Origin of the sequence: Pseudomonas sp. NFPP04 (genome assembly GCF_900113815.1) — a bacterium.
GTDB classification, from domain to species: Bacteria; Pseudomonadota; Gammaproteobacteria; order Pseudomonadales; family Pseudomonadaceae; genus Aquipseudomonas; species Aquipseudomonas extremorientalis.
The window spans coordinates 143978-169860 of record NZ_FOQS01000005.1 but is presented as its reverse complement, the minus strand read 5'-3'; the positions used below and the strand labels follow the sequence as shown (position 1 = coordinate 169860).

The window sequence follows — 25883 nt, the reverse complement described above, 5'->3', positions numbered from 1 at the left end:
GAATCAATAAGACCGTACATGGCTGAGCACCACGGCCGAAAGATACAGACCGGCACCAAACACGCCATGGGACAGCACACTGCGCAGGCGATTTCTCCAAGGTGTTGGTGTGCGAGACGCCGCCACACCCGCGCCCATCGCGGGCTGCATCACGAAGTAAGGGATCACCACCGTCAGCGTGCCCACCATCAACGCAGGCAACCATTGGGGATCATGCAGCCATTGCACGCCGTAGATACTCACCAACAGCGCCGCAAAGGCGATACCCACGGCATAGTGAATCGCCCAGCCCAGCGCCGATTCGCCGCGTACCGGCGAGGCCTTGCCGATACTGGCATGGGCAAGCGTGCCGTGACGCAGGTGGCCGGCCCAGCGGCCCACCATCGAGTAATCGAGCGTTGTAATGCCCAAGCCTTTGAGAATCATCGACCACACATCCATCACGACAGTCGCCCCGATCCCGATCAATACCAGCCTTACACCTTCTTCCATCGACAACATGACCTGCCCTCCGATTGATGAGCCCCTCGTTCACAGGCAGGATAGAAGTTGAAGTCAACTTCAAGTCAAGGGAGGCATCATGGATATCTCGGAAGTGGCCCGGCGTACGGGGCTGCCCTCCTCCACCGTGCGGTTTTACGAGAAGGCCGGGTTGATCACCGCGACCAGTGCCCCAGGGGAACGGCGCCACTTCAGGCCCGCCGTGCTCGATCAATTGGCGCTGATCGCCCTCGGACAAGCCGGCGGCCTGTCGCTGGATGAAATCCGCAGCATGCTGCCCTTCGAGGGCGTATTGCAGGTGGACAGACAGCTGTTGCTGGACAAGGCCGACAGCATCGACGCGACCATCAAGCGCCTGAAAGCGATGAGTCAGGGCTTGCGGCATGCGGCGGACTGCCCGGCACCTGACCATGGGCAATGCCCGAATTTCCAGCGCTTGCTCAAGGTCGCGGCAGGCACGCTGAAAAGGAGCAGAACGGCGCGTACCCCATCGGGCAGTCCACTCCAGCGCCCATAAAAAAGCCCCCGGTCTTTTCAGGCCGGGGGCTTTTGAGTCAAACCGACATCAGAACTTCTTGATGTCAGCCTTGGTTTCCAACTGCTTGCGGTAGGCCGCGAAGTCCTGCTGACCGACACGGGAGGCGAGGAAGCGGCGGTATTGCGCCTTTTCTTCGTCCGTTGGCGCAGCGGCTTCGTTGACGCCGTTCAGGCGCACGATGACCAGGCTACCATCCGCCAGGGTCACGATGGTGAAGGTCGGCTTGTCCTTGGCCGCAGGCTTGGGCATGCGGAACAGGGCTTGCAGCACGGCAGGGTCGATCGCTTCCTGGCTACGGGTAGCGGCTTCAGTGATCTTCCAGGCCTGGCCGTCGACCGGCTGGTTCAGCGGGGTCTTGCCATCACGCAGGCTGGCGATCAGCTCGTCAGCGTGAGTCTTGGCAGCCGCGCTGGCGCGTTCCTTGGCCATCTGGGTGCGGATCGCCGCTGCGACGCTTTCCAGCGGCAGTTGCGAAGGCTTCAGGTGCTCTTTGGCACGCAGCACGATGATGGTTTCCGGGTCCAGCTCGATAGCGCTGCTGTTGGCACCCTCATCCAGCACTTCCGGGCTGAACGCAGCGGTGACCACGGCCCGGTTGGCCGCAACACCTTCGCCTCCTTCACGGCCAAACGGCGCGGAGGTGTGTACAGTCAGTTTCAGGTCGGACGCCGGCTGGGCCAGGTCGGAGGCTTCGAATGCCGCATCTTCCAATTGTTTGGTCGCTTCGACATAACGCTGCTCGACCTGCTGGGTCTTGAGCTCTTTGGTCAGCTTGTCTTTCAGGCTGGCAAAGGTCGGCACTTGCGGTGCTTCAACGCCGAGCAGCTTGATCAGGTGCCAACCGAAGCTGCTGCGCACCGGTGCCGATACCTGGTCCTTGTTCAACGCGTACAAGGCGGTTTCGAAGTCCGGGTCGTAGACGCCAGGGCCGGCAAAGCCCAGGTCACCGCCGTTGCTGGCCGAGCCTGGATCCTGGGAGAACTCCTTGGCCAGGGCTTCGAACTTCTCACCCTTGGCCAGGCGTGCCTGGATTTCTTCGATCTTGGCCTTGGCTTGCGCGTCGGTGGTCTTGTCGTTGACTTCAATCAGAATGTGCGCGGCACGACGCTGCTCAGCAAGGTTGGCGATTTCTTTCTGATAGGCGGCCTGCAACTCATCGTCCTTCACGGTGACCTGATCGAAGAAGGAAGACTTCTTCAGTTCCAGATAGTCGATGACCACTTGATCAGGGGTCATGAACTCTTTGGCATGCTGGTCGTAGTAAGCCTTGACCTCGTCGTCGGTGAGTTTCACCGCGGCAGGGTTGGCCTTGATGTTGACGGTGGCGAAATCGCGGGTCTGCTTTTCCAGGCGGGCGAATGCCAGGACTTCCGCGTCGGTCACAAAACCGCTGCCGGCGATGCCTGCGCGAACCTGGCCGATCAGCATTTCCTGGGTCAGCATCTGACGGAACTGCATACGGGTGTAGCCCAGTTGGCGAATAACCTGGTCAAAGCGGTCAGGGCTGAACTTGCCGTCCACCTGGAATTCCGGCGTCTGCAGGATCACCTGATCCAGTGCAGCTTCGGAGAAGCCAAACTTGGAGTCGGCGGCGCCTTGCAGCAGCAGCTTGCGATCGATCAGGCCCTTGAGGGCCGCGTCGCGCAGCAGTTTTTCGTCCAGCAGCGAAGCATCGAAATCCTTGCCCAGCTGTTGCATCAGCTGGCGGCGTTGCATGTCGACGGCCTGGCTCAGTTCGGTCTGGGTGATTTCTTCACCGTTGACCTTGGCCACGTCCTGCTTGTTGTTACCCGAAGCCTGGAAAATGGCCTCGATACCGGTGAACGCCATCAACGCGACGATGATCCCGATAATGGTCTTGGCAATCCAGCCTTGTGAATTGTCCCTGATATTTTGCAGCATGCGTCCCCCAGAAACGGTTGAACTTCAAGAATAGGCAACCGTGGAGCGTGGGTAGAGTACGGATATAAGAAAGGCGCATCCAAGGATGCGCCTTCTCGCAACTGGCGGAGCGGACGGGGGTTTTCGTTCTCCCCCCGGCTTGGCGACCCGATGAATACCTGGGTCTGCTGGCCGCTCCGCTGCCAGGTCGAACCTGCGTCCGACCCGGGTAGGTAAAGGCTTGGTCGAAGCTTAGTTAACGGCTTCTTTCAGGGCTTTACCGGCTTTGAAACCTGGTTTCTTGGCGGCAGCGATTTGCAGTGCTTTGCCAGTCTGTGGGTTACGGCCAGTGCGAGCTGGGCGGTGAGTCACAGAGAAAGTACCGAAGCCTACCAGTACCACGGAGTCGCCGGCCTTCAGAGCGCCAGTGACGGATTCGATTACTGCATCCAGCGCACGGCCAGCAGCAGCTTTCGGGATATCAGCGGATGCAGCGATAGCATCAATCAGTTCCGACTTGTTCACTCTAAGTCCCCTTATATATCTATTGAGTATGATTCTAAGTTTTTTGGTGAAAGCAAAAACCAGTGCTGAATGGCCTACAGACACTTAAGAGCCGCTTTATAACAAGGGCTCTAAAAAGCTGTCAAGGAAGCCCCCAGGCTTTAACACATTAATGCGTGCTAATTCTTTCCTTGGAATCAGACTCGCGTTTTTCGTCCTTTGCAACTATCTCCGGAGCCACATCCGGCAAGGGCTCCGGCGCGTATTGCAGCGCAATTTGCAGGACCTCGTCAATCCATTTAACCGGTTTAATCTGAAGATCCTGCTTGATATTGTCAGGAATTTCCTTCAAGTCGCGAACATTCTCTTCAGGAATGATCACGGTCTTGATACCGCCCCGGTGTGCAGCCAGCAATTTCTCTTTCAGGCCACCGATAGCCAATACCTGGCCACGCAGGGTGATTTCACCGGTCATGGCGACATCGGCGCGTACCGGAATGCCGGTCAACGCCGATACCAGGGCCGTGCACATGCCTACACCAGCGCTAGGGCCGTCCTTGGGGGTCGCCCCTTCCGGCATGTGGATGTGCGTGTCGTGCTTCTCGTGGAAGTCCAGGGGGATCCCCAGGCTCCTGGCGCGGCTGCGCACCACGGTCTGCGCGGCAGTGATGGACTCGACCATCACGTCACCGAGGGATCCGGTCTTGATCAACTGGCCTTTGCCTGGAATCACTGCGGCTTCGATGGTCAGCAACTCGCCGCCCACCTGGGTCCACGCCAGGCCAGTCACCTGGCCGACCTGATCCTGCTGTTCGGCCAGGCCGTAGCGGAATTTGCGCACGCCCAGGAAGTGCTCCAGGGAGTCGGCCGTGACCTTCACCGAGAAGCGTTTTTCCAGTGCGTGCTCTTTGACCGCCTTGCGGCAGATCTTCGCAATCTGGCGCTCAAGGCCCCGTACACCGGCCTCGCGGGTGTAGTAGCGCACGATGTCGCGGATCGCCTCGACCTCGAATTCGATCTCGCCTTTCTTCAGGCCATTGGCCGACGTCTGCTTGGGCGCGAGGTATTTGACGGCGATGTTGATCTTTTCGTCTTCGGTGTAACCCGGCAGACGAATCACCTCCATCCGGTCCAGCAGCGCTGGCGGGATGTTCATGGAGTTGGAGGTGCACAGGAACATCACATCGGAGAGGTCGTAGTCGACTTCCAGGTAATGGTCGTTGAAATTGTGGTTCTGCTCGGGGTCGAGCACTTCCAGCAACGCCGATGCCGGATCGCCTCGCATGTCACTGCCCATTTTGTCGATTTCATCGAGCAGGAACAGCGGGTTGCGCACACCCACCTTTGTCATCTTTTGAATCAATCTTCCTGGCATCGAACCGATGTATGTGCGGCGATGACCACGGATTTCCGCTTCATCCCGTACACCACCAAGGGCCATGCGCACGAACTTACGGTTGGTAGCGTTGGCAATCGACTCGGCCAGGGAGGTTTTACCCACACCCGGCGGACCAACCAGGCACAACACCGGGCCACGAATCTTCTTCACGCGTTTTTGCACAGCGAGGTATTCGAGGATGCGTTCCTTGACTTCTTCCAGGCCATAGTGATCGGCGTCGAGAATGTCTTCGGCACGAGCGAGGTCCAGGCGTACCTTGGTCTGAGCCTTCCACGGCACCTGCACCAGCCAGTCGATGTAGGACCGCACCACGGTGGCTTCGGCCGACATCGGCGACATCTGCTTGAGCTTGTTCAGCTCGGCGGTGGCTTTGGTCAGGGCGTCTTTCGGCAGGCCGGCGGCATCGATGCGCTTTTTCAGCTCTTCGATTTCGTTGTGGCCTTCCTCGCTGTCGCCGAGTTCCTTCTGAATGGCCTTCATCTGCTCATTCAAGTAGTACTCGCGCTGACTGCGCTCCATTTGCTTCTTCACGCGACCACGAATGCGCTTCTCAACCTGCAACAGGTCGATTTCGGCATCCAGCAGTGCCAATACATGTTCTACACGTGCCGGCAAGTCGATGATTTCGAGGATGTCCTGCTTCTGCTCGATCTTCAGCGCCATGTGCGCGGCCATGGTGTCGACCAGGCGGCTCGGCTCATCGATGCTGTTGAGGGAGGACAGGACTTCAGCCGGGACCTTCTTGCCCAACTGCACATACTGCTCGAACTGCGAGAGCAGGCTGCGTACAAACACTTCGGACTCGCGCTCAGGGGCCTCGACTTCGTCGATCAGCGCCACTTCGGCGCGCAGGTGGCCATCCACCTCCATGAAGCGTTCCACCGCGCCACGCTGCTCGCCTTCCACCAGCACCTTGACGGTGCCATCGGGCAGCTTGAGCAGTTGCAGCACGGTGGCAATGGTACCGACGCGATACAGGGCATCTTCGCCTGGATCATCATCGGCAGGATTTCTCTGGGCCAACAGCAGGATCTGCTTGTCGCCCGTCATCGCGGCCTCGAGGGCTTCGATAGACTTCTCGCGCCCCACGAACAGCGGGATAACCATGTGCGGATAGACGACGACATCACGCAACGGCAGGAGAGGCAATTCGATGGTTGTCTTCATGATTTCGCCTCTATGACAATTGAAAAGTAAGCTTGAAACCAAGATGGGGTCTGCATGCAAAAAAAACAAGCTTATTGCCAGCAGTTAACGCAGTAAACGCTCCTGCGTAAAAAGCGCCGTAAAAACAAAGGGGCCCCTGGAGGCCCCTTGCTTATACAAACACTGCGAAACGCTTACGCGTCTGGCGCAGCCTTGGCAGTCGGCTCACTGTTTTCGTAGATATACAGTGGCTTGGACTTGCCTTCTATAACGCTTTCATCGATCACCACTTTACTCACCTCGGACTGCGAGGGGATTTCGTACATGGTGTCGAGCAACACGCCTTCGAGAATCGAACGCAGGCCACGTGCACCGGTCTTGCGCTCCAGTGCCCGCTTGGCCACTGATTTGAGTGCGTCGGTACGGAACTCGAGGTCTACACCTTCCATCTCGAACAACTTGGCGTATTGCTTGGTCAGGGCGTTCTTCGGCTCGGTGAGGATCTGAATCAAAGCCGCCTCATCCAACTCGTCCAACGTGGCCAGGACCGGCAGACGACCAACGAATTCAGGGATCAGACCGAACTTGACCAGATCGTCAGGTTCGACTTCACGCAGGGACTCGCCCACCTTCTTGCCTTCTTCCTTGCTGCGCACTTCTGCACTGAAACCAATGCCACCACGGGTGGAACGCTGCTGGATGACTTTTTCCAGGCCGGAGAACGCACCGCCACAGATGAACAGGATGTTGCGCGTATCAACCTGAAGGAATTCCTGCTGCGGGTGCTTGCGGCCGCCTTGTGGCGGTACGGAAGCGACCGTGCCTTCGATCAGTTTCAACAGTGCCTGCTGCACGCCTTCACCGGAAACGTCCCGGGTGATCGACGGGTTGTCCGACTTGCGCGAGATCTTGTCGATTTCGTCGATGTAGACAATACCCATCTGGGCCTTCTCTACGTCGTAGTCGCACTTCTGCAGCAGTTTCTGAATGATGTTCTCGACATCTTCACCCACGTAGCCAGCCTCGGTAAGGGTGGTGGCGTCGGCGATGGTGAACGGAACGTTCAGCAGGCGAGCGAGGGTTTCTGCAAGCAGGGTTTTACCCGAGCCTGTAGGACCGATCAGCAAGATATTGCTCTTGCCGAGTTCAACTTCGTCGCCTTTCTTGTCACGCTGGTTCAAGCGCTTGTAGTGGTTGTATACCGCTACGGCCAGAACCTTCTTTGCACGCTCTTGACCAATCACATACTGGTCAAGGATGCCGCTGATTTCTTTAGGCGAAGGCAATTTATGCGCGCTGCTCTCGGCCTGGGCTTCCTGCACCTCCTCACGGATGATGTCATTGCACAGGTCGACGCATTCGTCGCAGATAAACACCGAGGGGCCGGCAATCAATTTGCGTACTTCATGCTGGCTTTTGCCACAGAAGGAGCAATAGAGCAGCTTGCCGTTGTCCTCGCCGTTGCGGGTGTCAGTCATTCGTTCGATCCAAATCCGATAGGCTTGCAACACAAGATGAAGGCTTATGCGGGCTTTTTCAAGCCCGCCAGTGGTCGGACATGCCGACCAGCCCTATTTTGAGCGGCGTATATTAAGCGGGACGCTGGGTGATCACTGCGTCGATCAGGCCATATGCCTGCGCCGCTTCGGCACTCATGAAGTTGTCGCGGTTGGTATCGCGCTCGATTTCTTCCAGGGTGCGCCCGCTGTGCTTGGCCATCAGCGTGTTGAGGCGCTCGCGGATAAACAGGATTTCCTTGGCGTGGATTTCGATGTCCGACGCCTGGCCCTGGAAACCGCCCAGTGGCTGGTGAATCATCACGCGCGAGTTGGGCAGGCAGAAGCGCTTGCCCTCGGCACCGGCAGTCAGCAGGAACGCGCCCATGCTGCAGGCCTGGCCGATGCAGGTGGTCGACACGTTCGGCTTGATGAACTGCATGGTGTCGTAGATCGACATGCCCGCCGTTACCGAACCGCCTGGGGAGTTGATGTAGAGATGGATGTCCTTGTCCGGGTTTTCCGCTTCAAGGAACAGCAGCTGCGCACAGATCAGGTTGGCCATGTAGTCCTCTACGGGGCCCACCAGAAAGATCACTCGCTCCTTGAGCAGGCGCGAGTAGATGTCGTAGGCGCGTTCGCCACGAGCGGACTGCTCGACAACCATCGGGACCAGGCCGCCAGCGGCCTGGATATCAGAGTTCTGCTGAATATAGGAATTACGGAACATGCTCTGCAGTTACTCCCAAATAGTCATGTCTTGAAAACGCATAAGCCAGCGCGAGGCTGGCTTATGGTTGAATTTCCAACGAGTTGGACAATCAGTCGGCTTGTGCTGCTTCCGCCGGTTTGACTGCTTCTTCGTAAGAGACCGCTTTATCGGTCACCTTAGCCTTCTGCAGAACAGTATCCACAACTTGTTCTTCCAGCACAACCGAACGCACTTCGTTCAGTTGCTGATCGTTCTTGTAGTACCAAGCCACGACCTGCTCAGGCTCCTGGTAGGCCGAAGCCATTTCCTGGATCATTTCGCGAACGCGGTCTTCGTCCGGCTTGAGGTCGAACTGCTTGACCACTTCAGCCACGATCAGGCCCAGCACGACGCGACGCTTGGCTTGCTCTTCGAACAGCTCGGCCGGCAGCTGGTCAGGCTTGATGTTGCCACCAAACTGCTGGACAGCTTGAACGCGCAGGCGATCCACTTCGTTGGTCAGCAGGGCCTTGGGCACTTCGATGGGGTTGGCAGCCAGCAGACCGTCCATGACCTGGTTCTTGACCTTGGACTTGATGGCCTGGCGCAGCTCGCGCTCCATGTTCTTGCGAACTTCGGCGCGGAAACCTTCGATACCGGTTTCCTTGATACCGAATTGCGCGAAGAATTCTTCGTTCAGCTCTGGCAGCTTAGGCTCGGAAACGCTGTTGACGGTCACGGTGAACTCGGCGGCTTTGCCAGCCAGGTCCAGGTTCTGGTAGTCAGCAGGGAAGGTCAGGTTCAGAACGCGTTCTTCGCCGGCTTTGGCGCCAACCAGGCCGTCTTCGAAACCCGGGATCATGCGGTTGGAACCCAGCACCAGCTGAGTGCCCTTGGCGGAGCCGCCAGCGAACACTTCGCCGTCAACCTTGCCAACGAAATCGATGTTCAGCTGGTCTTCGTTCTGGGCAGCACGATCGGCCACTTCGAAACGGGTGTTCTGCTTGCGCAGGATTTCCAGCATGTTGTCCAGGTCCGAGTCAGCCACTTCGGCGCTCAGGCGCTCGATGGCGATACCGTCGAAACCGGCCACTTCAAACTCAGGGAACACTTCGAATACGGCAACGTATTCCAGGTCCTTGCCTGCTTCCAGGGACTTAGGCTCGATCGACGGCGAACCCGCCGGGTTCAGCTTGTGTTCAACGACCGCTTCGTAGAAAGAAGCCTGGATCACGTCGCCCACAGCTTCCTGGCGCGCATCGGCACCAAAACGGCGCTTGATTTCGCTCATTGGCACTTTGCCTGGACGGAAACCAGCGATCTTGGCCTTCTGGGCAGTCTGCTGCAGACGCTTGTTGACCGCAGTCTCGAGACGCTCAGCCGGCACGGTGATGCTCAGGCGACGCTCGATAGCAGTAGTATTTTCAACAGAAACTTGCATGGATATTCCTCGTTGCACAGACGTTAGCCGGCCATTTCCGACCCCAATCAAGGGCATGCATTCTAGTGGGTCAAACTCAAGAAGTCACCCTACTGCAAATACGCCCGAAAACAGCCGGCAATTTATCGGTACGAAGGCACTGATGCACCTCGCCCCGGTGACAAATACAACCCATCACGCCAGGGCTCTGCGCCGCCCCTTCTATATATAGAAGAAGTCGTCATCCATCTCCCTGACGGCCAACCCTTCAAACAGGGCTGACAGGCAGCGCGGCATCATCGAGATACATAAATACGACGAAACGCCCTACCGTTGCGGCCCACTACGTGCTGCCGCCGAATAGTCGAACCGCTGAAACCAAAAAAGGCGCCAGACTGTTAAATCTGGCGCCTTTCGAATATGGGGTGGACGAAGGGGATCGAACCCTCGACAACGGGAGTCACAATCCCGTGCTCTACCAACTGAGCTACGCCCACCATATTGCGTTAACAAAGAAACCAAACCACTTCTTTGTCTAGCCCTACCCCGTTTCTCAACAAGGCCAGGCTTTATTTGGTGCGGATGAAGAGACTCGAACTCTTACGCCTCGCGGCGCTGGAACCTAAATCCAGTGTGTCTACCAATTCCACCACATCCGCGCTTGAAGCTCTTAAAGCAAAGGCGCCAGACGATTAATCTGGCGCCTTTCAAAATATGGGGTGGACGAAGGGGATCGAACCCTCGACAACGGGAGTCACAATCCCGTGCTCTACCAACTGAGCTACGCCCACCATCTGACGCTACTTGTGCCAAAGCTGCCTAATGGCGCACCCGGCAGGACTCGAACCTGCGACCATCCGCTTAGAAGGCGGATGCTCTATCCAGCTGAGCTACGGGCGCCTTATTAATCTGTACTCTTGGAGGATTACAAACTAAGTGCTTCCAGCCTTGCAGAACAACACGCTATTCTGCTCGGCCTTCTTAACCAGTGCTAGGCTGTGCCCGACAAGTGCGACGAATAGTATAGACGCCCTCGAAACCCGTCAAATCTTTTTTGAAAAAAATTCATTTTATTTAAGGGGTTAGGGCAATTTGCAGACCAAGCGCCTTTGCCCTCACGCCTTGGCATGCGAGAATGCGCGCACTTTTCTTCCCCCTCTCGATGGTTAATCACGCGTAATGACTGCACAACTTATCGACGGCAAATCAATCGCCGCCAGCCTGCGCCAGCAGATCGCCAAACGAGTCACCGAGCGCAGCCAGCAAGGCCTGCGCACGCCTGGCCTCGCGGTGATCCTGGTCGGCAGCGATCCTGCCTCTCAGGTTTATGTCTCGCACAAGCGTAAAGACTGTGAAGAGGTCGGCTTTATTTCCAAGGCCTACGACTTGCCTTCCGAGACCACCCAGCAGGCCCTTACCGACCTGATCGACGGCCTCAACGACGACCCGAAGATCGATGGCATCCTGCTTCAACTGCCATTGCCCGAGCACCTGGACGCCTCCAAATTGCTGGAGCGCATTCGTCCGGACAAAGACGTCGACGGTTTCCACCCTTATAACGTCGGCCGCCTGGCCCAGCGTATCCCGCTGCTGCGCCCGTGCACGCCGAAGGGCATCATGACCCTGCTGGAAAGCACCGGTGTCGACCTGTACGGCCTCGACGCCGTGGTTGTTGGCGCGTCCAACATCGTCGGTCGTCCGATGGCCATGGAACTGCTGCTGGCCGGCTGCACCGTGACCGTTACCCACCGCTTCACCAAGGACCTCGCCGGCCACGTCGGCCGCGCCGACCTGGTGGTGGTTGCCGCCGGCAAGCCGGGCCTGGTCAAGGGTGAGTGGATCAAGGAAGGCGCCATCGTCATCGACGTGGGCATCAACCGCCAGGAAGATGGCAAGCTGGTCGGCGACGTGGTGTACGAGACCGCCCTGCCCCGCGCCGGCTGGATCACCCCGGTACCCGGCGGTGTCGGCCCGATGACGCGCGCCTGCTTGCTGGAAAACACCCTGTACGCCGCAGAGACCCTGCACGCTTAATAACCGGGTGTACTGAAAAAGCCCTGCTTTATCGCAGGGCTTTTTATTGCCCGTAATAAATCCTGTTTTTTCTTAGTTTTTAAGCACTTTCGTCTGGTTCCAGAAGAACATTCGACAGTTTCTGATCCATACTCCTAAAATGTAACGGCATTTATCCAAAAACCGTTCCCGACCGGTATTTCCTTACTTTTTTAGCGAGTTCATCCGCGTGAAAATTCGTCTCTCTATCGTCAGCCTATTTTTTGCGTTTACAGGCACTTTCGCTCACGCCGCCGAAACCACCCAGGCCCCGCGTGATACCTCCAAACTGCAAATCGCCTCCGGCAGCGCCATGCTGGTGGACCTGCAGACCAACAAGGTCATTTATTCCAGCAACCCCGACGTGGTGGTGCCGATCGCCTCGGTGAGCAAGTTGATGACCGGCCTGGTGGTGCTGGAAGCCAAGCAGAACATGGATGAATACATCGATATCAACATCAAGGACACGCCGGAAATGAAAGGCGTGTTTTCCCGGGTGAAAATCGGCAGCGAGATGCCACGTAAAGAAATGCTGCTGATCGCCCTGATGTCCTCGGAGAACCGCGCCGCCGCCAGCCTGGCGCATCACTATCCAGGCGGTTACCCGGCGTTTATTGCCGCGATGAACGCCAAGGCCAAGGCGCTGGGCATGACCAGCACTCACTATGTGGAACCCACCGGCCTGTCGATCCACAACGTGTCCACCGCCCGTGACCTGAGCAAACTGCTCGCCGCCGCGCGTCACTACCCCTTGCTGAGCCAATTGAGCACCACCAAGGAAAAGACCGTGTCGTTCCGCAAGCCCAACTACACCCTGGGCTTCTCCAACACCGACCACCTGATCAACCGCGCCAATTGGGACATCAAGCTGACCAAGACCGGCTTCACCAACCAGGCCGGCCACTGCCTGGTGCTGGTGACCAGCATGGGCAACCGCCCGGTGTCATTGGTGATCCTGGACGCTTTCGGCAAATTCACCCACTTTGCCGATGCCAGCCGTATCCGCAATTGGGTTGAAACCGGCAAGAGCGGGTCGGTGCCGGATGTGGCGTTGCGCTACAAGGCCGACAAGAACCTGAAAAATCGGCCGAATGCTGCAGAAGCGCGTCGATAACCGACCATAAAAAACGGCGCTTGATAGCGCCGTTTTTTATTTGCGTTCCGCCAACACCTTCAGCGCCTGCGCCGCCGCCCGCTCCTGCCCGGCCTGGGCCGTTGCGTTAGCCGCATCCCGCCAGCGCTGCGCGTCGACATTGGCTGGCAACTGGCTCGGGCGCTGGGTGAGGATTGCCCAGTTCCCGGCACTTTTCCATTTTGACTCGAAGTCGCCGAAGCTCATCAACAGGCGCCGATCCATGCCTGAGCGCAGCAGCACCGTGCTTTTCTGCTGATTGAACCCCACCACTACCACGTAGTGCGCGTCGGACCACAACCCGCCACCAATCCGCGCCATCACCGGATAACCCGCCGCCACCTGTGCCAGCACCGCCGTCAGCTTCGCATCCAGCGGGTACACCATCAGCCCGTACTCACGCGCCAGTACCTGCATGTTGCGCTCAAGGTCCGCTTCACCGCCCGGCAGATGCAATGGCTTATCCAGCAACCCCGGTGTCATGACAATGCCTTGTTGCGACAGCATGCTGGCTAACGATGTAGGACCGCTCTGATAAGCCTCGCTGCGAAAGGTCGGCACGCCATTGAGTTCGACTCGCTCCGGCAGGCCCGCCAGCCTCGACGGTGCGGAGGAACAGGCCGCGAGGCCCAGGGCACAAGCAATTAACAAGGATGTTTTCAGGTTCGACCGTAACCGCAATTTTCTACTCTCTTGATCGACTGCCGGTAAGGGCCCTGATCATAGCCCAATCGCGATTGTGCAGGGGGCGTGGATATAGCAAAGAAGTTGGTCGCACTCGACCATTGGTCAATAGCAGGCAACCGCCAGGTAGCTAGACTGTCCATTGAGAAGACTGTGTGTGCCCCCTGCGGGGCGAAAGGAGGCCCGAATGAGCCTTGCAACGACGATTTTCCTGTTGATCTGCGGTTGGCTGGCGGTAGCCGGCGCCATGCTGTGGGGGGTGTTGCGCATTACCCGCCGGCACCATCACCCCCACGTCAAACCCACGGCACCCGCCAAGCCTCACAAGGCCGCGGTGCATCACGCCTAGCCCGGCATGCAATTGAAGTCCTGAGTGGCCGCAACTTCCTTGCCGTGCCCGTCCATCAAGGACGCACGCACGGTAGTACCCAGGCTGGATTCGACCAGGGTGTAGTGCTCACCCGCCTTGAAGTGCTTGTACTCGACACGCCCCTGGCAGTCCTGCTGATTGTCGTCGCCGGGTTCTTCCTCGAACAGCGTCACGTCCAGGCGATGATCGCCTGGTGGCACTTCAAAAAAGCGTCCGTCATCCACGCGCTTGCCATCTACCCGCTCGGCCATCAGGTCATTCGGCGCTTCTTCTTTCAGACCGATCCACGCTTCGCTCGGGTCAGCCTTGGGGATCGGGCCGGCACATGCCGACAACAACAGCACAGCACCAAGGGCAGGAATCAACAATAAAGGTTTGAGTGACATGGCAGGGCTCCAAAGAAAGACTATGTGTCCGATGGGTTGCAAGCTTGAGGAGCTGCCCTTTGTAGAACAAATGAATACATATGAAACGATCTTCAGCCCTAACCTAAATGTTCCTTCACCTGGCTGAAAGGTGCGTGTTAGGTGGGTCGCGTGAGACTGCCGGGGTTTGCAATCCTGCTCCTTCCGGAGGTTTCACGCATGCTCGGGCTGGTAAAGACCGCACTGCAAAAGCCATACACCTTTATCGTGTTGGCCATCTTCATCTGCATCATCGGGCCAATGGCGGCCCTGCGTACCCCTACTGATGTTTTCCCGGATATCGGCATCCCCGTGGTCGCCGTGGTCTGGCAGTACAACGGCCTGTCGCCGGACGCCATGGCCGGCCGGGTGATCTACACCTACGAACGCTCCCTGAGCACCACCGTCAACGACATCGAACATATCGAATCGCAATCGCTGCCCGGCATGGGCATCGTCAAGATTTTCTTCCAGCCCGGCGTGGATATCCGCACCGCCAATGCCCAAGTGACGGCGGTTTCACAAACCGTGCTCAAGCAAATGCCACCCGGCATCACGCCGCCGCTGATCCTCAACTACAGCGCCTCCACGGTGCCGATCCTGCAAATGGCGTTCTCCAGCCCCAGCCTCTCGGAAGCCAAGATCCGCGACCTGGTGCAGAACAACATTCGCTTGCCGCTCAGTTCCCTGCCCGGCCTGGCCATGCCGACACCGATGGGTGGCAAGCAACGCCAGATCACCCTCGACCTCGACCCGCAGGCGCTGGCTGCCAAAGGCCTGTCGGCGCAGGACGTGGGTAACGCCCTGGCACTGCAGAACCAGATCATCCCGGTGGGCACCGCCAAACTCGGCCCCGACGAATACACGATCCTGCTCAACAACAGCCCCAAGGCCATCGATGAACTCAACGACCTGCCGATCAAGACCGTCGACGGTGCGCTGATCACGATTGGCCAGGTGGCGCACGTGCGTGACGGCTCGCCACCGCAGACCAATATTGTGCGCGTCGACGGCCACCGCGCCGTGCTGATGCCGGCGCTGAAAAACGGCAGCATTTCCACCCTGTCGATCATCGACGGCATCCGCCAGATGTTGCCGCGCATCAACGAAACCCTGCCGCCGTCGCTGAAGACCTCGCTGCTCGGCGACGCATCGGTGTTCGTCAAGCAATCGGTGGGCAGCGTGGCCCAGGAAGGCATCATTGCCGCGCTGCTGACCAGTGCGATGATCCTGCTGTTCCTCGGCAGCTGGCGTTCGACGCTGATCATCGCCGCGTCGATTCCCCTCGCCGTGCTCTCGGCCATCGCGTTGCTGGCGGCCAGCGGGCAAACCCTCAACGTGATGACGTTGGGCGGGCTGGCGCTGGCCGTGGGCATCCTGGTGGACGACGCCACGGTGACCATCGAAAACATCAACTGGCATCTGGAGCAAGGCAAGGCGGTGAAGACCGCGATCCTCGACGGTGCCGCGCAAATTGTCGGCCCGGCGTTCGTCTCGCTGCTGTGCATCTGCATCGTGTTCGTGCCGATGTTCCTGCTGCAAGGCATCGCCGGTTACCTGTTCCGGCCGATGGCCCTGGCGGTGATCTTTGCCATGGCCAGTTCGTTCATCCTCTCGCGGACGCTGGTGCCGACCCTGGCGATGTTCCTGCTCAAGCCGCACACGCCGGAGCCAGGCGCCGGGCATCACCCGGAAGATGAATTCATCAACCACCACGAGGGTGAACAGCACCCGAAACCGCGCAATCGCGTGCTGCAATCAGTGCTGAATTTCCAGCAGGGCTTCGAGCGTCACTTCTCGAATATCCGCGACACCTACCACGGCTTGCTGACCTTGGCGCTGGGCAATCGCAAGCGTTTTATCGTCGGCTTCCTGGCCTGTGTGCTGGCGTCGTTCCTGCTGCTGCCGAGCTTGGGCCAGGATTTTTTCCCGGCCACCGACGCCGGCGCCCTGGCCCTGCACGTGCGCTTGCCACTGGGCACGCGTATCGAAGAAAGCGCCGCAGCCTTCGACCGCATCGAAGCGCGGATCCGCGAAGTCATCCCCGCCGAAGAGTTGGACACCATCGTCGACAACATCGGCATTCCGCTCAGCGGCATCGACATGGCCTACAGCAGCAGCGGCACCATCGGTCCGCAGGATGGCGATATACAGGTCACCCTGAAAAAGGACCATGCGCCCACCGCCGATTACGTGAAAAAACTGCGTGAAGCCCTGCCGCAAAGTTTTCCCGGCAGCCACTTTGCCTTCCTGCCGGCGGACATCAGCAGCCAGATTCTCAACTTTGGCGCCCCGGCTCCGCTGGACGTGAAGATCTCCGGGCGCAGTGATGAAGAAAACCGCGCCTATGCAGTGGAGCTTGAGCGACGCCTGCGAAACGTACCGGGCATCGCCGACCTGCGTATCCAGCAATCCACCGGCTACCCGTCGCTGCAAGTGAACGTCGACCGCCTGCGCGCCAATGGCCTGGGTATCACCGAGCGCGACGTGACCAACAGCATGGTGGCGTCCCTCGCCGGCAGTTCCCAGGTGGCGCCGACCTTCTGGCTCAACCCGGCCAACGGTGTGTCCTATTCCATCGTCGCGGCCACCCCGCAATACCGCCTCGACAGCCTGCCCTCGCTGGAAGCCCTGCCGGTGACCGGTGCTAACGGCCAGTCGCAGATCCTCGGCGGTGTAGCCACCATCTCCCGCGTGCAGAGCCCGGCGGTGGTGACCCACTACAACATCGAGCCGACCCTGGACCTGTATGCCAACGTGCAAGGCCGCGACCTCGGCGGCGTGGCCCGTGACGTGCAGAAAGTGCTGGATGACACCGCCGCCATGCGCCCCAAAGGCGCGGTGATCAGCCTGCATGGGCAGATCGATGCACTGCATGAAGCGTTCAGCGGCTTGAGTTTTGGCCTGCTCGGTGCGGTGGTGCTGATCTACCTGCTGATCGTGGTCAACTTCCAATCATGGGTCGACCCGTTCGTGATCATCACCGCCTTGCCGGCGGCGCTGGCGGGGATCGTGTGGATGCTGTTCCTCAGCGGCACGTCCTTGTCGGTGCCGGCACTGACCGGCGCGATCCTGTGCATGGGCGTCGCCACCGCCAACTCGATCCTGGTGGTGAGTTTCTGCCGCGAACGCCTGGCCGAACATGGCGATGCATTGAAGGCGGCGCTGGAAGCCGGCTACACGCGTTTTCGTCCGGTGTGCATGACCGCCCTGGCGATGATCATCGGCATGTTGCCCCTGGCGATGTCCGAAGAACAGAACGCCCCGCTCGGCCGCGCGGTGATCGGTGGCCTGATCCTCGCCACCACCGCCACCCTGTTGTTTGTACCCGTGGTCTTCAGCCTGGTCCACGGTCGTCACCCTAATCGTGCTACAGCTGGAGAAACGTCTCATGTCGTCTGATCACAAACCCTCGCGCAAGCGTCTGATGCTCATGGGTGTCGGCGGCCTGACCCTGGCCGCCCTGTTGGTCGCCAACGGCCTGCACGCCCGTACCTTGCACGAACAGTCGGTCACGGCCTGGACCGAGACCGCCGCCATCCCGCAGGTGATGGTGTTCCAACCGCAGCAGAATGCGGCCGGCGATACCCTGCGCCTGCCCGCGCACCTGGAAGCCTGGAGCAAGGCACCGATCCATGCGCGGGTCAGCGGCTACCTCAAGGACTGGAAAGCCGACATCGGGACGCGGGTCGAAGCCGGGCAAATCCTTGCCGAGATCGACAGCCCCGACCTCGACCAACAACTGGCGCAGACCCACGCACGCCTGGTGCAGGAACAGGCCAACGCACGCCTGGCCGCCACCACCGCCACGCGCTGGCAGAACTTGCTGGCGAGCCACTCGGTGTCGCGCCAGGAAGCCGATGAGAAAACTTCCAATGCCGCCGCCGCCAAAGCCAACGCCGAGGCCGCCGCTGCCGACTACGCCAGGCTGACCGCACTGGAAAGCTACAAGACTATCCGCGCGCCGTTCGCCGGCACCATCACCGCACGTAACACCGATATCGGCCAGTTGATCAAGGCCGACACCGACAGCGACCCGGAGCTGTTCAACATCGCCGACACCCACCAATTGCGCCTGTATGTGCCGGTGCCGCAGAACTACGCAGCGGTCATCCGCCCCGGCCTGGAAGCCGAGCTGACGGTACCCGAGCATCCTGGCGAGCACTTCAAGGCGCGCCTGATCGGCGACTCCACCGCCATCGACCGGCGTTCCGGCACCCTGCTCGCGCAGTTCGTGGCCGACAACCCCAACGGCGAGCTGCTGCCCGGCGATTACGCCGAAGCCACCCTGCCGATCCCGGCGGACACCCATGGCGTGAGCATCCCGGCCAGCGCGTTGATCTTCCGCGCCCAGGGCACCCAAGTGGCGGTGCTGGATGCGCAGAATAAGGTGCACTTGCAGGACATCCATATCGGCCTCGACCTCGGTGAACGGCTGGTCATCGACCAGGGCCTGAAACCCGCCGACCGCGTGGTCGACAACCCGCCCGACGCCCTGCGCGAAGGCGACCCGGTGCAACTGGCCGACGCCGCTGGAGGTACGCATGCGCCCAAGGCTTAAGCCCCTCGTTGCACTGATGTTGCTGGCGTTACAGGGTTGCTCGATGGCGCCCACCTACAAGGTGCCGCCGATTGACCTGCCTGCGCACTACCGCGAACAGACCAGCGACGGTCCCTGGCACAGCGCGCAACCGTCCGACCAATTGGCACCCAAATGGTGGAAGCTCTACCACGATCCGCGCCTGAACGACCTGCAACAGCAACTGCTCAAGGCCAACCCGGACCTGGCGGCGGCACTGGCGCACTTCGATGCGTCCCAGGCGTACGCCAGCCAACTGCATGCCGGGCTGTTCCCGCAGATCACCGCCAGCGCACAGCCGTTGCGCCAGCGCCAATCGGATTCACGGCCGCTGCGGGGGACCACGCAGCCGTCGGTGTACAACAGCAATACAGCGGGTTTCTCGCTGAGTTACGACTTGGACCTGTGGGGCAAAATCCGCAACCAGGTGGCGGCCGGCGATGCCCAGGCGCAAGCGTCGGGTGACGACCTGGCGGTGGCGCGCCTGAGCTTGCAGCATCAACTGGCGAGCCTGTACGTGCAACTCAATGGGCTGGATGCACAGGCGCGGATCCTCAACAGTTCGCTGGATGATTTCAGCCAGGCGCTGCAACTGACCCGCAGCCGGTACGAGGGCCAGATTGCTTCGGAGCTGGACCTGACGCGTGCACAGAACCAACTGGCCGAAGCCAAGGCGCAGCTGGATGAAGTCCGCGGGCAACGCAACCTGACCGAGCATGCCATCGGTGAACTGGTGGGCGTGGCGGCCAGCGATTTCTCCCTGCCGCCGAGCCCGCAATTGATTGCACTGCCGGGCATCCCATCGCAGCTGCCAAGCCACCTCCTGCAACGTCGGCCAGACATTGCGGCGGCGGAACGGCGAGTGTTTGCGGCCAATGCGAACATAGGTGTAGCGAAGGCCGCGTGGTACCCGGATTTCAGCCTGACCGGGTTGATTGGCGGGCAGACGCAAGGCGTCGGCAACCTGCTGTCCGCCAGCAATCGCTATTGGGCGCTGGGGCCGCTGGTGAATCTGCCGATCTTTGACGGCGGCCGCCTGAGCGCCAACGAGCGCCAGGCCAAAGCCGAATTCGAAGAGGCATCGGCGCACTACCGCAGCCAGGTGCTGAAGGCCGTGCGCGAGGTGGAAGATAACCTGGGGCAATTGCGCGATCTGCAGCAGGAAGCCCTGGATGAGCAGGCAGCAGCGGATGCGGCGCAGCATACCCAAGCGCTGGCGATGAACAGCTACCAGGCGGGGGCCGTGAGTTATCTGGATGTGGTAACGGCGCAGACGGCCGCGTTGCAGGCGCAGCGGACGTTGCAGGCGGTGCAGACGCGGCAGTTGCAGGCGAGTGTGGGGTTGGTGACTGCGCTGGGTGGTGGCTGGCAGCCGGGTGCCTGATACGGTGGGTCAGTCACATAACTATCAATTGAACTACCGCAATCGGGGGCAAGCCCCCTCCCACACTTGTCCCGTGTCGGACACACAAAGTATGAACATCGCGGAACCAATGTGGGAGGGGGCTTGCCCCCGATTGCGCTCTTCCAGACACATCCTGCCAAAAGCCAGCCCGTCAGCCTCTTTCACCCCGATCTAGCCTCTCTGAACACACCTTGAGAGGGCCAGGGAATGGCAGATTTACCCGCTTCACATCGGCTGCGCATCGGACGCTTCAGCGAACCCAACCGCATTTACCTGATCACCACCAACACCCACGAACGCATTCCCATTTTCAGCAACTTCCACTTGGGTCGGCTGCTGGTCTGGCAATTTCGGCTGGCACAACACCAAGGGCTCGCGAACTCAATTGCGTGAGTGATCATGCCGGACCATTTCCATTGGATTATTGAGCTGAAAAAAGGCTCTCTTGCAGATCTGATGCGACAGGTAAAATCCAAGAGCACGCGGTCCGTTAATGGCGTGAGTGGTCGCAAGGGAAGACTCTGGCAGGAAAGCTTTCATGACCGCGCACTGCGCAAGGAGGATGATCTAGTGAAGATGGCGAGGTATGTGGTGGCCAATCCATTGAGAGCAGGCCTGGTGAAAAAGATCGGCGACTACCCATTGTGGGATGCCATCTGGATCTAACATCACACACTGTTCAAATGTGGGAGGGGGCTTGCCCCCGATAACAGGGTGACTGACCCACCGCTATCGGGGGCAAGCCCCCTCCCACATTTTTTTCTACCGTATTTCAGGCGGCTAACCTGCCGCTGGCGATTGCGGCGGAAGCTGCCACCATTGCGCGTAATAGAACCGCACACCCAGCAGCCAAGTCATCCGGTGCGGCATTCTCGATTTCGTTGTGGCTGATGCCGCCCTCGCACGGCACGAAAATCATCCCCGCCGGGCCCAGTTCGGCGACGAAAATTGCGTCGTGCCCTGCCCCACTGACGATGTCCATATTCGACAAGCCCAGGCCATTCGCCGCATTGCGCACCGCGTCTACGCAGCCCTGGTCGAAATACAGCGGCGGGAAGTCAGCGGTGGGCTCCATCTCGAAACTGAGCCCATGCTTGGTGCAGGTGTCCTCAATGACCTTGCGCACCTCACTGATCATCGAGTCCAGGCGGGCCGGCTCCAGGTGACGAAAATCCAGGGTCATGCGCACTTCACCGGGAATGACGTTGCGCGATCCCGGATAAGCCTGCAGGCAACCTACCGTCCCACATGCATGAGGTTGGTGCCCCAATGCGGCTGCGTTCACCGCCGCCACCACCGCTGCCGCGCCCACCAGAGCATCCTTGCGCAGGTGCATCGGCGTCGGCCCCGCATGCGCCTCGACGCCGCGCAGTTTCAGGTCGAACCACTTCTGCCCCAAGGCGCCGAGCACCACACCAATCGTCTTCTTCTCATCCTCAAGGATCGGCCCTTGTTCGATATGCGCCTCGAAATACGCTCCCACCTTGTGCCCACTGACCGGCCGCGAGCCCGCATAGCCAATCGCGTTCAGCGCATCGCCCACACTGACGCCATCCACATCGACCTTGGCCAAGGTATCGGCCAGGGTGAATTTCTCGGCAAACACCCCCGAGCCCATCATGCAGGGCGGAAAACGCGAGCCTTCTTCGTTGGTCCACACCACCACTTCCAACGGAGCCTCGGTCTCCAACTTGAGGTCATTGAGCGTCCGCAGCACTTCCACCCCTGCCAGCACGCCAAAGCAACCGTCAAACTTGCCGCCGGTGGGCTGGGTGTCGATATGGCTGCCGGTCATCACCGGCGGCAGGTCAGGGTTGCGTCCGGGGCGGCGGGCGAAGATATTGCCGATGCCGTCGACGGTCACGGTGCAGCCGGCGTCTTCGCACCACTGCACGAACAGATCGCGGGCCTTGCGGTCGAGGTCGGTGAGGGCCAGGCGACACACCCCCCCCTTGGGCGTGGCGCCGAGCCTGGCCAGGTCCATCAGCGATTGCCACAGGCGGTCGCGGTTGATGTGCTGATGGGTGGATTGCAGAACGTCCAGGGCAGCGTTCATGGGGATCTCCTCAGGCTACATTTCTTCTTATGGATGGACGGTGACCGGCGTGGCCCCGCGCTTGGCATTCAGGCCGTAATACAACAACCCACCCAGCGCCGAACCGGTAAACCAGCCATAGCTGTAGAACCAGCTGAACGCATCGCTGCCCAACGACAGCAAGGTCAGCACCACCGGCACGCCGAACGCGATGAAACCGCTCCAGTTCCATGCCGGGTACACGTCATCGCGATACAAGCCGGCCAGGTCGAGTTGCTGTTTGCGCGTGATGAAATAGTCCACCACCATGATCCCGGCGATCGGCCCCAACAGGCTGGAATAGCCGAGCAACCAGTTGGAGTAGACGGTCTCCAGGCTCACATCGGAAACGATCAGGCCGAGTTTTTTCAGCAGCTCATGGGCCATCAACGCCAACCCCACCAGGCCAGTGAGGATCACCGCCGTGGTGCGGTTGATCAGCTTGGGCGCAATGTTCTGGAAGTCATTGGTCGGTGAGACGATGTTCGCCGCCGTGTTGGTGGACAAGGTAGCGACGATGATCAGCGCCATGGCTACGGCCACCCACACCGGGCTCTGGATATGCCCGATCAGGGTCACCGGGTCGGACACGCTCACGCCCACCAGTTTTACCGAAGCGGCGGTCATGATCACGCCGAGGGCGGCGAACAGGAACATGGTCAGCGGCAGGCCGAAAATCTGCCCGAGGATCTGGTCCTTCTGGCTTTTGGCGTAGCGGCTGAAGTCAGGAATGTTCAGTGACAAGGTAGCCCAGAACCCCACCATCGCGGTGAGCCCGGCCATGAAGTAACCGGTCAGGCTCGCACCCTCGGGACGCTTGGGCGGGATCGCCATCAATTCGCTGATCGACACGTTGGGCATCGCCCACACCAGCAGGCCGATCCCCACCGCCACCAGCAACGGTGCCGACAGGGTCTCAAGGCGCTTGATCGATTCGGCGCCCCGCAGCACCACCCACAAATTCAGGCACCAGAAAATCATGAAACCGATCACCTCGCCGGTGCCGCCAAGGGACTTCCACCCCTCGAAGATCGAGCCCAGGAACAGGTGGATCGCCAGCCCGCCAAACATGGTCTGGATACCAAACCAGCCACAGGCCACCAACGCCCTGATCAGGCACGGCACATTGGAACCGAGGATGCCGAATGAAGACCGCAACAACACCGGAAATGGTATGCCGTACTTGGTGCCCGGAAAGGCGTTCAGCGTCAGCGGAATCAGCACCACGATGTTCGCGAGCAAGATCGCCATCAGCGCCTCGCCCACCGACAACCCGAAATACGCAGTGAGCACCCCGCCCAGCGTATACGTGGGCACGCAGATCGACATACCGACCCACAGCGCGGTGATGTGCCACTTGTTCCAGGTGCGTTCGTGCACCTTGGTCGGTGCCATGTCGTGGTTGTAGCGAGGGCTGTCGAGGACGTCGGGGCCGGCGTCGAGTTCGTACAGGCCGTTGCGTTCAATGACTTGCGATCTGTTCTGTTGCATGGCCGCTCCACGGTTTTTTCGAATTATTGTTGCGCGCCTGCAGTTGAGTGCAGGCGGCCGGAGTACCTCGTAAACAACATGACATCACGGGCCCGGCCAGCCGCCTCTGCACTCAATAACCGTGCCGACAAGCGTTACCGCACCCTCACCGCTTATATAACGTGCTGATGTTTATCAGCTTTCCGATTGCGCCTTCGGTACTTGCCGCGTTACTCAGGCTAAATAATGCGGAAGTTGCCCGAACCATCAGGACTCAATCTGGTGCAACACAATTATTTTTATTTCCCCTGCCCGTCAAGAGGCATGTCTCAAGCGTCTGATTTGCAATAAGAAATGTTGCTCAATTTAAGAACCTGTCAAGTGCGTCAAAATGGTGAGAGGTCGCTACATTTTGGTGATTATTGATTTTTATCCTTATAAATCAATAGATTGAAAACAATATAAGCTTATAAAAAATCTTCTTGCCCAATCGAAAAACTCGGGCTAGTTTCTATTCCTGTCACCGATGACAGGAATTAACCGACCATCGGCAAGCAGCACTACAACACTTAGAACTGGCACAAGCCGGTCAAGCCTGTGAGGAACTCGACATGTCGCTGTTGATCCGTGGCGCCACCGTTATTACCCATGATGAAAGTTACCGCGCCGATGTGTTGTGCGCAGGCGGTCTAATCCGGGCTATTGGTACGAATCTGGATATACCCGCCGGCACTGAACTACTCGATGGCAGCGGCCAATACCTGATGCCCGGCGGCATCGATCCCCACACCCATATGCAACTGCCCTTCATGGGTACCGTGGCCAGTGAAGACTTTTTCAGCGGCACGGCGGCAGGCCTGGCGGGGGGCACCACGTCGATCATCGATTTCGTGATTCCCAACCCGCAGCAATCCTTGCTGGAGGCGTTTCACCAGTGGCGCGGCTGGGCGGAAAAGTCCTCCTCTGACTATGGCTTCCATGTGGCGATCACCTGGTGGAGCGAGCAGGTGCACGAGGAAATGACCGAGCTGGTCAGCCACCACGGCATCAACAGCTTCAAGCATTTCATGGCCTACAAGAACGCGATCATGGCGGCAGATGACACCCTGGTCGCCAGCTTCGAGCGCTGCCTGGAACTGGGCGCGGTGCCCACCGTGCACGCAGAAAACGGCGAGCTGGTGTATCACCTGCAACGCAAGCTGATGGCCCAGGGCATCACCGGGCCGGAAGCGCACCCGCTGTCGCGTCCGTCGCAAGTGGAAGGCGAAGCGGCCAGCCGCGCGATCCGCATCGCCGAGACCCTCGGCACGCCGTTGTACCTGGTGCACGTCTCCACCAAAGAAGCGTTGGACGAGATCACCTACGCCCGTGCCAAAGGCCAACCGGTCTACGGTGAAGTCCTCGCCGGGCACCTGTTGCTGGACGACAGCGTCTACCAACACCCCGACTGGCAGACCGCCGCCGGCTACGTGATGAGCCCGCCGTTCCGCCCACGCGGGCACCAGGATGCACTGTGGCACGGCCTGCAATCGGGCAACCTGCACACCACCGCCACCGACCACTGCTGCTTCTGCGCCGAGCAAAAAGCCGCCGGGCGTGACGACTTCAGCAAGATCCCCAACGGCACCGCCGGTATCGAAGACCGCATGGCGCTGTTGTGGGACGAAGGCGTCAACACCGGGCGTCTGTCGATGCAGGAGTTCGTGGCGCTGACCTCCACCAACACCGCGAAGATCTTCAACCTCTACCCACGCAAAGGCTCGATCCGCGTGGGTGCGGATGCCGACCTGGTGCTGTGGGACCCACAGGGCACGCGGACCATTTCGGCCAAGACCCATCACCAGCAGGTCGACTTCAACATCTTCGAAGGCAAGACCGTACGCGGCGTGCCCAGCCATACCATCAGCCAGGGCAAGCTGGTCTGGGCCGATGGCGACCTGCGCGCCGAGCGCGGGGCCGGGCGTTATGTGGAGCGGCCGGCGTATCCGCCGGTGTTCGAGCAGTTGAGCAAGCGGGCTGAGCATTCCAGGCCAGTAGCTGTGAAGCGCTGAGACCGCGATCGGGGGCAAGCCCCCTCCCACATTGACCCCATTCCAACAGGATCAACGCGGTCAAGTGTGGGAGGGGGCTTGCTCCC

The 25883-nt window shown here is 59.7% G+C and carries 19 protein-coding genes, 4 tRNA genes and 1 pseudogene; 9 read left to right on the top strand and 15 right to left on the bottom strand.

The genetic code is table 11. The features are described from left to right. Nucleotides 1-3 precede the first annotated feature (3 nt). Complete coding sequence (locus tag BM017_RS12890; RefSeq protein WP_092244779.1) at nucleotides 4-501, bottom strand: DUF2938 domain-containing protein; 498 nt, start codon at nucleotides 499-501, stop codon at nucleotides 4-6. A 79-nt stretch (nucleotides 502-580) separates the two neighbouring features. Between BM017_RS12890 and BM017_RS12885 the strand changes: the two genes are divergently transcribed. After that, nucleotides 581-1018 carry a helix-turn-helix domain-containing protein gene (locus BM017_RS12885; RefSeq protein WP_092244776.1) on the top strand — a complete coding sequence of 146 codons (438 nt, stop codon included), beginning with the start codon at nucleotides 581-583 and terminating at the stop codon, nucleotides 1016-1018. A gap of 48 nt (nucleotides 1019-1066) precedes the next feature. On the opposite strand, the gene BM017_RS12880 is transcribed toward BM017_RS12885, so the two are convergent. The 10 genes from BM017_RS12880 to BM017_RS12835 all read right to left on the bottom strand — a co-directional run bounded on the left by BM017_RS12880 (nucleotide 1067) and on the right by BM017_RS12835 (nucleotide 10476). Continuing rightward, nucleotides 1067-2941, bottom strand: a complete 1875-nt coding sequence (locus BM017_RS12880) for a SurA N-terminal domain-containing protein (protein WP_092244773.1) — start codon at nucleotides 2939-2941, stop codon at nucleotides 1067-1069. Nucleotides 2942-3172: 231 nt separating this feature from the next. After that, nucleotides 3173-3445: an HU family DNA-binding protein gene (locus tag BM017_RS12875; RefSeq protein WP_092244770.1), complete on the bottom strand. Its 273-nt coding sequence runs from the start codon at nucleotides 3443-3445 to the stop codon at nucleotides 3173-3175. Nucleotides 3446-3593: 148 nt separating this feature from the next. After that, nucleotides 3594-5990 carry an endopeptidase La gene (lon, locus tag BM017_RS12870; protein WP_071492029.1) on the bottom strand — a complete coding sequence of 799 codons (2397 nt, stop codon included), beginning with the start codon at nucleotides 5988-5990 and terminating at the stop codon, nucleotides 3594-3596. Nucleotides 5991-6163: 173 nt separating this feature from the next. Continuing rightward, the gene (clpX, locus tag BM017_RS12865) at nucleotides 6164-7447 is read right to left on the bottom strand and encodes an ATP-dependent Clp protease ATP-binding subunit ClpX (protein ID WP_003238279.1); all 1284 of its coding nucleotides are present in this window, start codon (nucleotides 7445-7447) and stop codon (nucleotides 6164-6166) included. A 112-nt stretch (nucleotides 7448-7559) separates the two neighbouring features. Then, nucleotides 7560-8195: an ATP-dependent Clp endopeptidase proteolytic subunit ClpP gene (gene clpP, locus BM017_RS12860; RefSeq protein ID WP_092244767.1), complete on the bottom strand. Its 636-nt coding sequence runs from the start codon at nucleotides 8193-8195 to the stop codon at nucleotides 7560-7562. 91 nt (nucleotides 8196-8286) lie between these two features. After that, nucleotides 8287-9597 (bottom strand): trigger factor, encoded by a 1311-nt coding sequence (gene tig, locus BM017_RS12855; protein ID WP_092244764.1) that lies wholly within the window; start codon nucleotides 9595-9597, stop codon nucleotides 8287-8289. 400 nt (nucleotides 9598-9997) lie between these two features. Continuing rightward, nucleotides 9998-10073 (bottom strand) — tRNA-His (locus tag BM017_RS12850). 77 nt (nucleotides 10074-10150) lie between these two features. After that, nucleotides 10151-10235 (bottom strand) — tRNA-Leu (locus BM017_RS12845). A gap of 56 nt (nucleotides 10236-10291) precedes the next feature. Beyond that, a tRNA-His gene (locus BM017_RS12840) sits at nucleotides 10292-10367 on the bottom strand. Between the two features lie 32 nt (nucleotides 10368-10399). After that, nucleotides 10400-10476 (bottom strand) — tRNA-Arg (locus BM017_RS12835). A gap of 279 nt (nucleotides 10477-10755) precedes the next feature. Here BM017_RS12835 and folD point away from each other — a divergent pair. Both folD and pbpG read left to right on the top strand, forming a co-directional pair. Continuing rightward, on the top strand, nucleotides 10756-11610 hold the full coding sequence (gene folD / locus BM017_RS12830; RefSeq protein WP_071492047.1) for a bifunctional methylenetetrahydrofolate dehydrogenase/methenyltetrahydrofolate cyclohydrolase FolD: 855 nt from the start codon (nucleotides 10756-10758) through the stop codon (nucleotides 11608-11610). Between the two features lie 208 nt (nucleotides 11611-11818). Next, nucleotides 11819-12742 carry a D-alanyl-D-alanine endopeptidase gene (gene pbpG, locus BM017_RS12825; protein ID WP_071492048.1) on the top strand — a complete coding sequence of 308 codons (924 nt, stop codon included), beginning with the start codon at nucleotides 11819-11821 and terminating at the stop codon, nucleotides 12740-12742. A gap of 36 nt (nucleotides 12743-12778) precedes the next feature. On the opposite strand, the gene BM017_RS12820 is transcribed toward pbpG, so the two are convergent. Continuing rightward, nucleotides 12779-13441, bottom strand: coding sequence for a C39 family peptidase (locus tag BM017_RS12820; RefSeq protein ID WP_092244761.1), 663 nt, complete (start codon nucleotides 13439-13441; stop codon nucleotides 12779-12781). 190 nt (nucleotides 13442-13631) lie between these two features. On the opposite strand from BM017_RS12820, the gene BM017_RS29105 reads away from it, so the two are divergent. Further along, nucleotides 13632-13793 (top strand): hypothetical protein, encoded by a 162-nt coding sequence (locus BM017_RS29105; protein WP_165447913.1) that lies wholly within the window; start codon nucleotides 13632-13634, stop codon nucleotides 13791-13793. On the opposite strand, the gene BM017_RS12815 is transcribed toward BM017_RS29105, so the two are convergent. Next, entirely contained in the window at nucleotides 13790-14200 is a 411-nt protein-coding gene (locus tag BM017_RS12815) for a PA0061/PA0062 family lipoprotein (RefSeq protein WP_058426814.1), read from the bottom strand. The two genes, BM017_RS29105 and BM017_RS12815, sit on opposite strands and share 4 nt — an antisense overlap. Before the next feature lie 198 nt (nucleotides 14201-14398). Between BM017_RS12815 and BM017_RS12810 the strand changes: the two genes are divergently transcribed. The 4 genes and pseudogenes from BM017_RS12810 (at nucleotide 14399) to BM017_RS12795 (ending at nucleotide 20868) form a co-directional block, all read left to right on the top strand. Further along, nucleotides 14399-17620, top strand: a complete 3222-nt coding sequence (locus tag BM017_RS12810) for an efflux RND transporter permease subunit (RefSeq protein WP_092244758.1) — start codon at nucleotides 14399-14401, stop codon at nucleotides 17618-17620. Beyond that, a complete protein-coding gene (locus BM017_RS12805; RefSeq protein WP_092244755.1) occupies nucleotides 17610-18779 on the top strand; it encodes an efflux RND transporter periplasmic adaptor subunit in 1170 nt (389 codons plus the stop codon). The genes BM017_RS12810 and BM017_RS12805 overlap by 11 nt, the downstream gene beginning before the upstream one ends. Further along, the gene (locus tag BM017_RS12800; RefSeq protein ID WP_092244752.1) at nucleotides 18763-20181 is read left to right on the top strand and encodes an efflux transporter outer membrane subunit; all 1419 of its coding nucleotides are present in this window, start codon (nucleotides 18763-18765) and stop codon (nucleotides 20179-20181) included. The genes BM017_RS12805 and BM017_RS12800 overlap by 17 nt, the downstream gene beginning before the upstream one ends. 228 nt (nucleotides 20182-20409) lie before the next feature. Continuing rightward, a pseudogene (locus BM017_RS12795) lies at nucleotides 20410-20868 on the top strand (transposase). 106 nt (nucleotides 20869-20974) lie between these two features. Here the strand turns inward: BM017_RS12795 and BM017_RS12790 are convergent. Together BM017_RS12790 and BM017_RS12785 are read right to left on the bottom strand one after the other, a co-directional pair. Continuing rightward, nucleotides 20975-22258, bottom strand: a complete 1284-nt coding sequence (locus tag BM017_RS12790; RefSeq protein WP_092244749.1) for a Zn-dependent hydrolase — start codon at nucleotides 22256-22258, stop codon at nucleotides 20975-20977. Nucleotides 22259-22285: 27 nt separating this feature from the next. Then, on the bottom strand, nucleotides 22286-23767 hold the full coding sequence (locus BM017_RS12785) for an NCS1 family nucleobase:cation symporter-1 (RefSeq protein WP_092244746.1): 1482 nt from the start codon (nucleotides 23765-23767) through the stop codon (nucleotides 22286-22288). A gap of 590 nt (nucleotides 23768-24357) precedes the next feature. Here BM017_RS12785 and hydA point away from each other — a divergent pair. Beyond that, entirely contained in the window at nucleotides 24358-25797 is a 1440-nt protein-coding gene (gene hydA / locus BM017_RS12780; protein ID WP_092244743.1) for a dihydropyrimidinase, read from the top strand. Nucleotides 25798-25883: the final 86 nt, after the last annotated feature.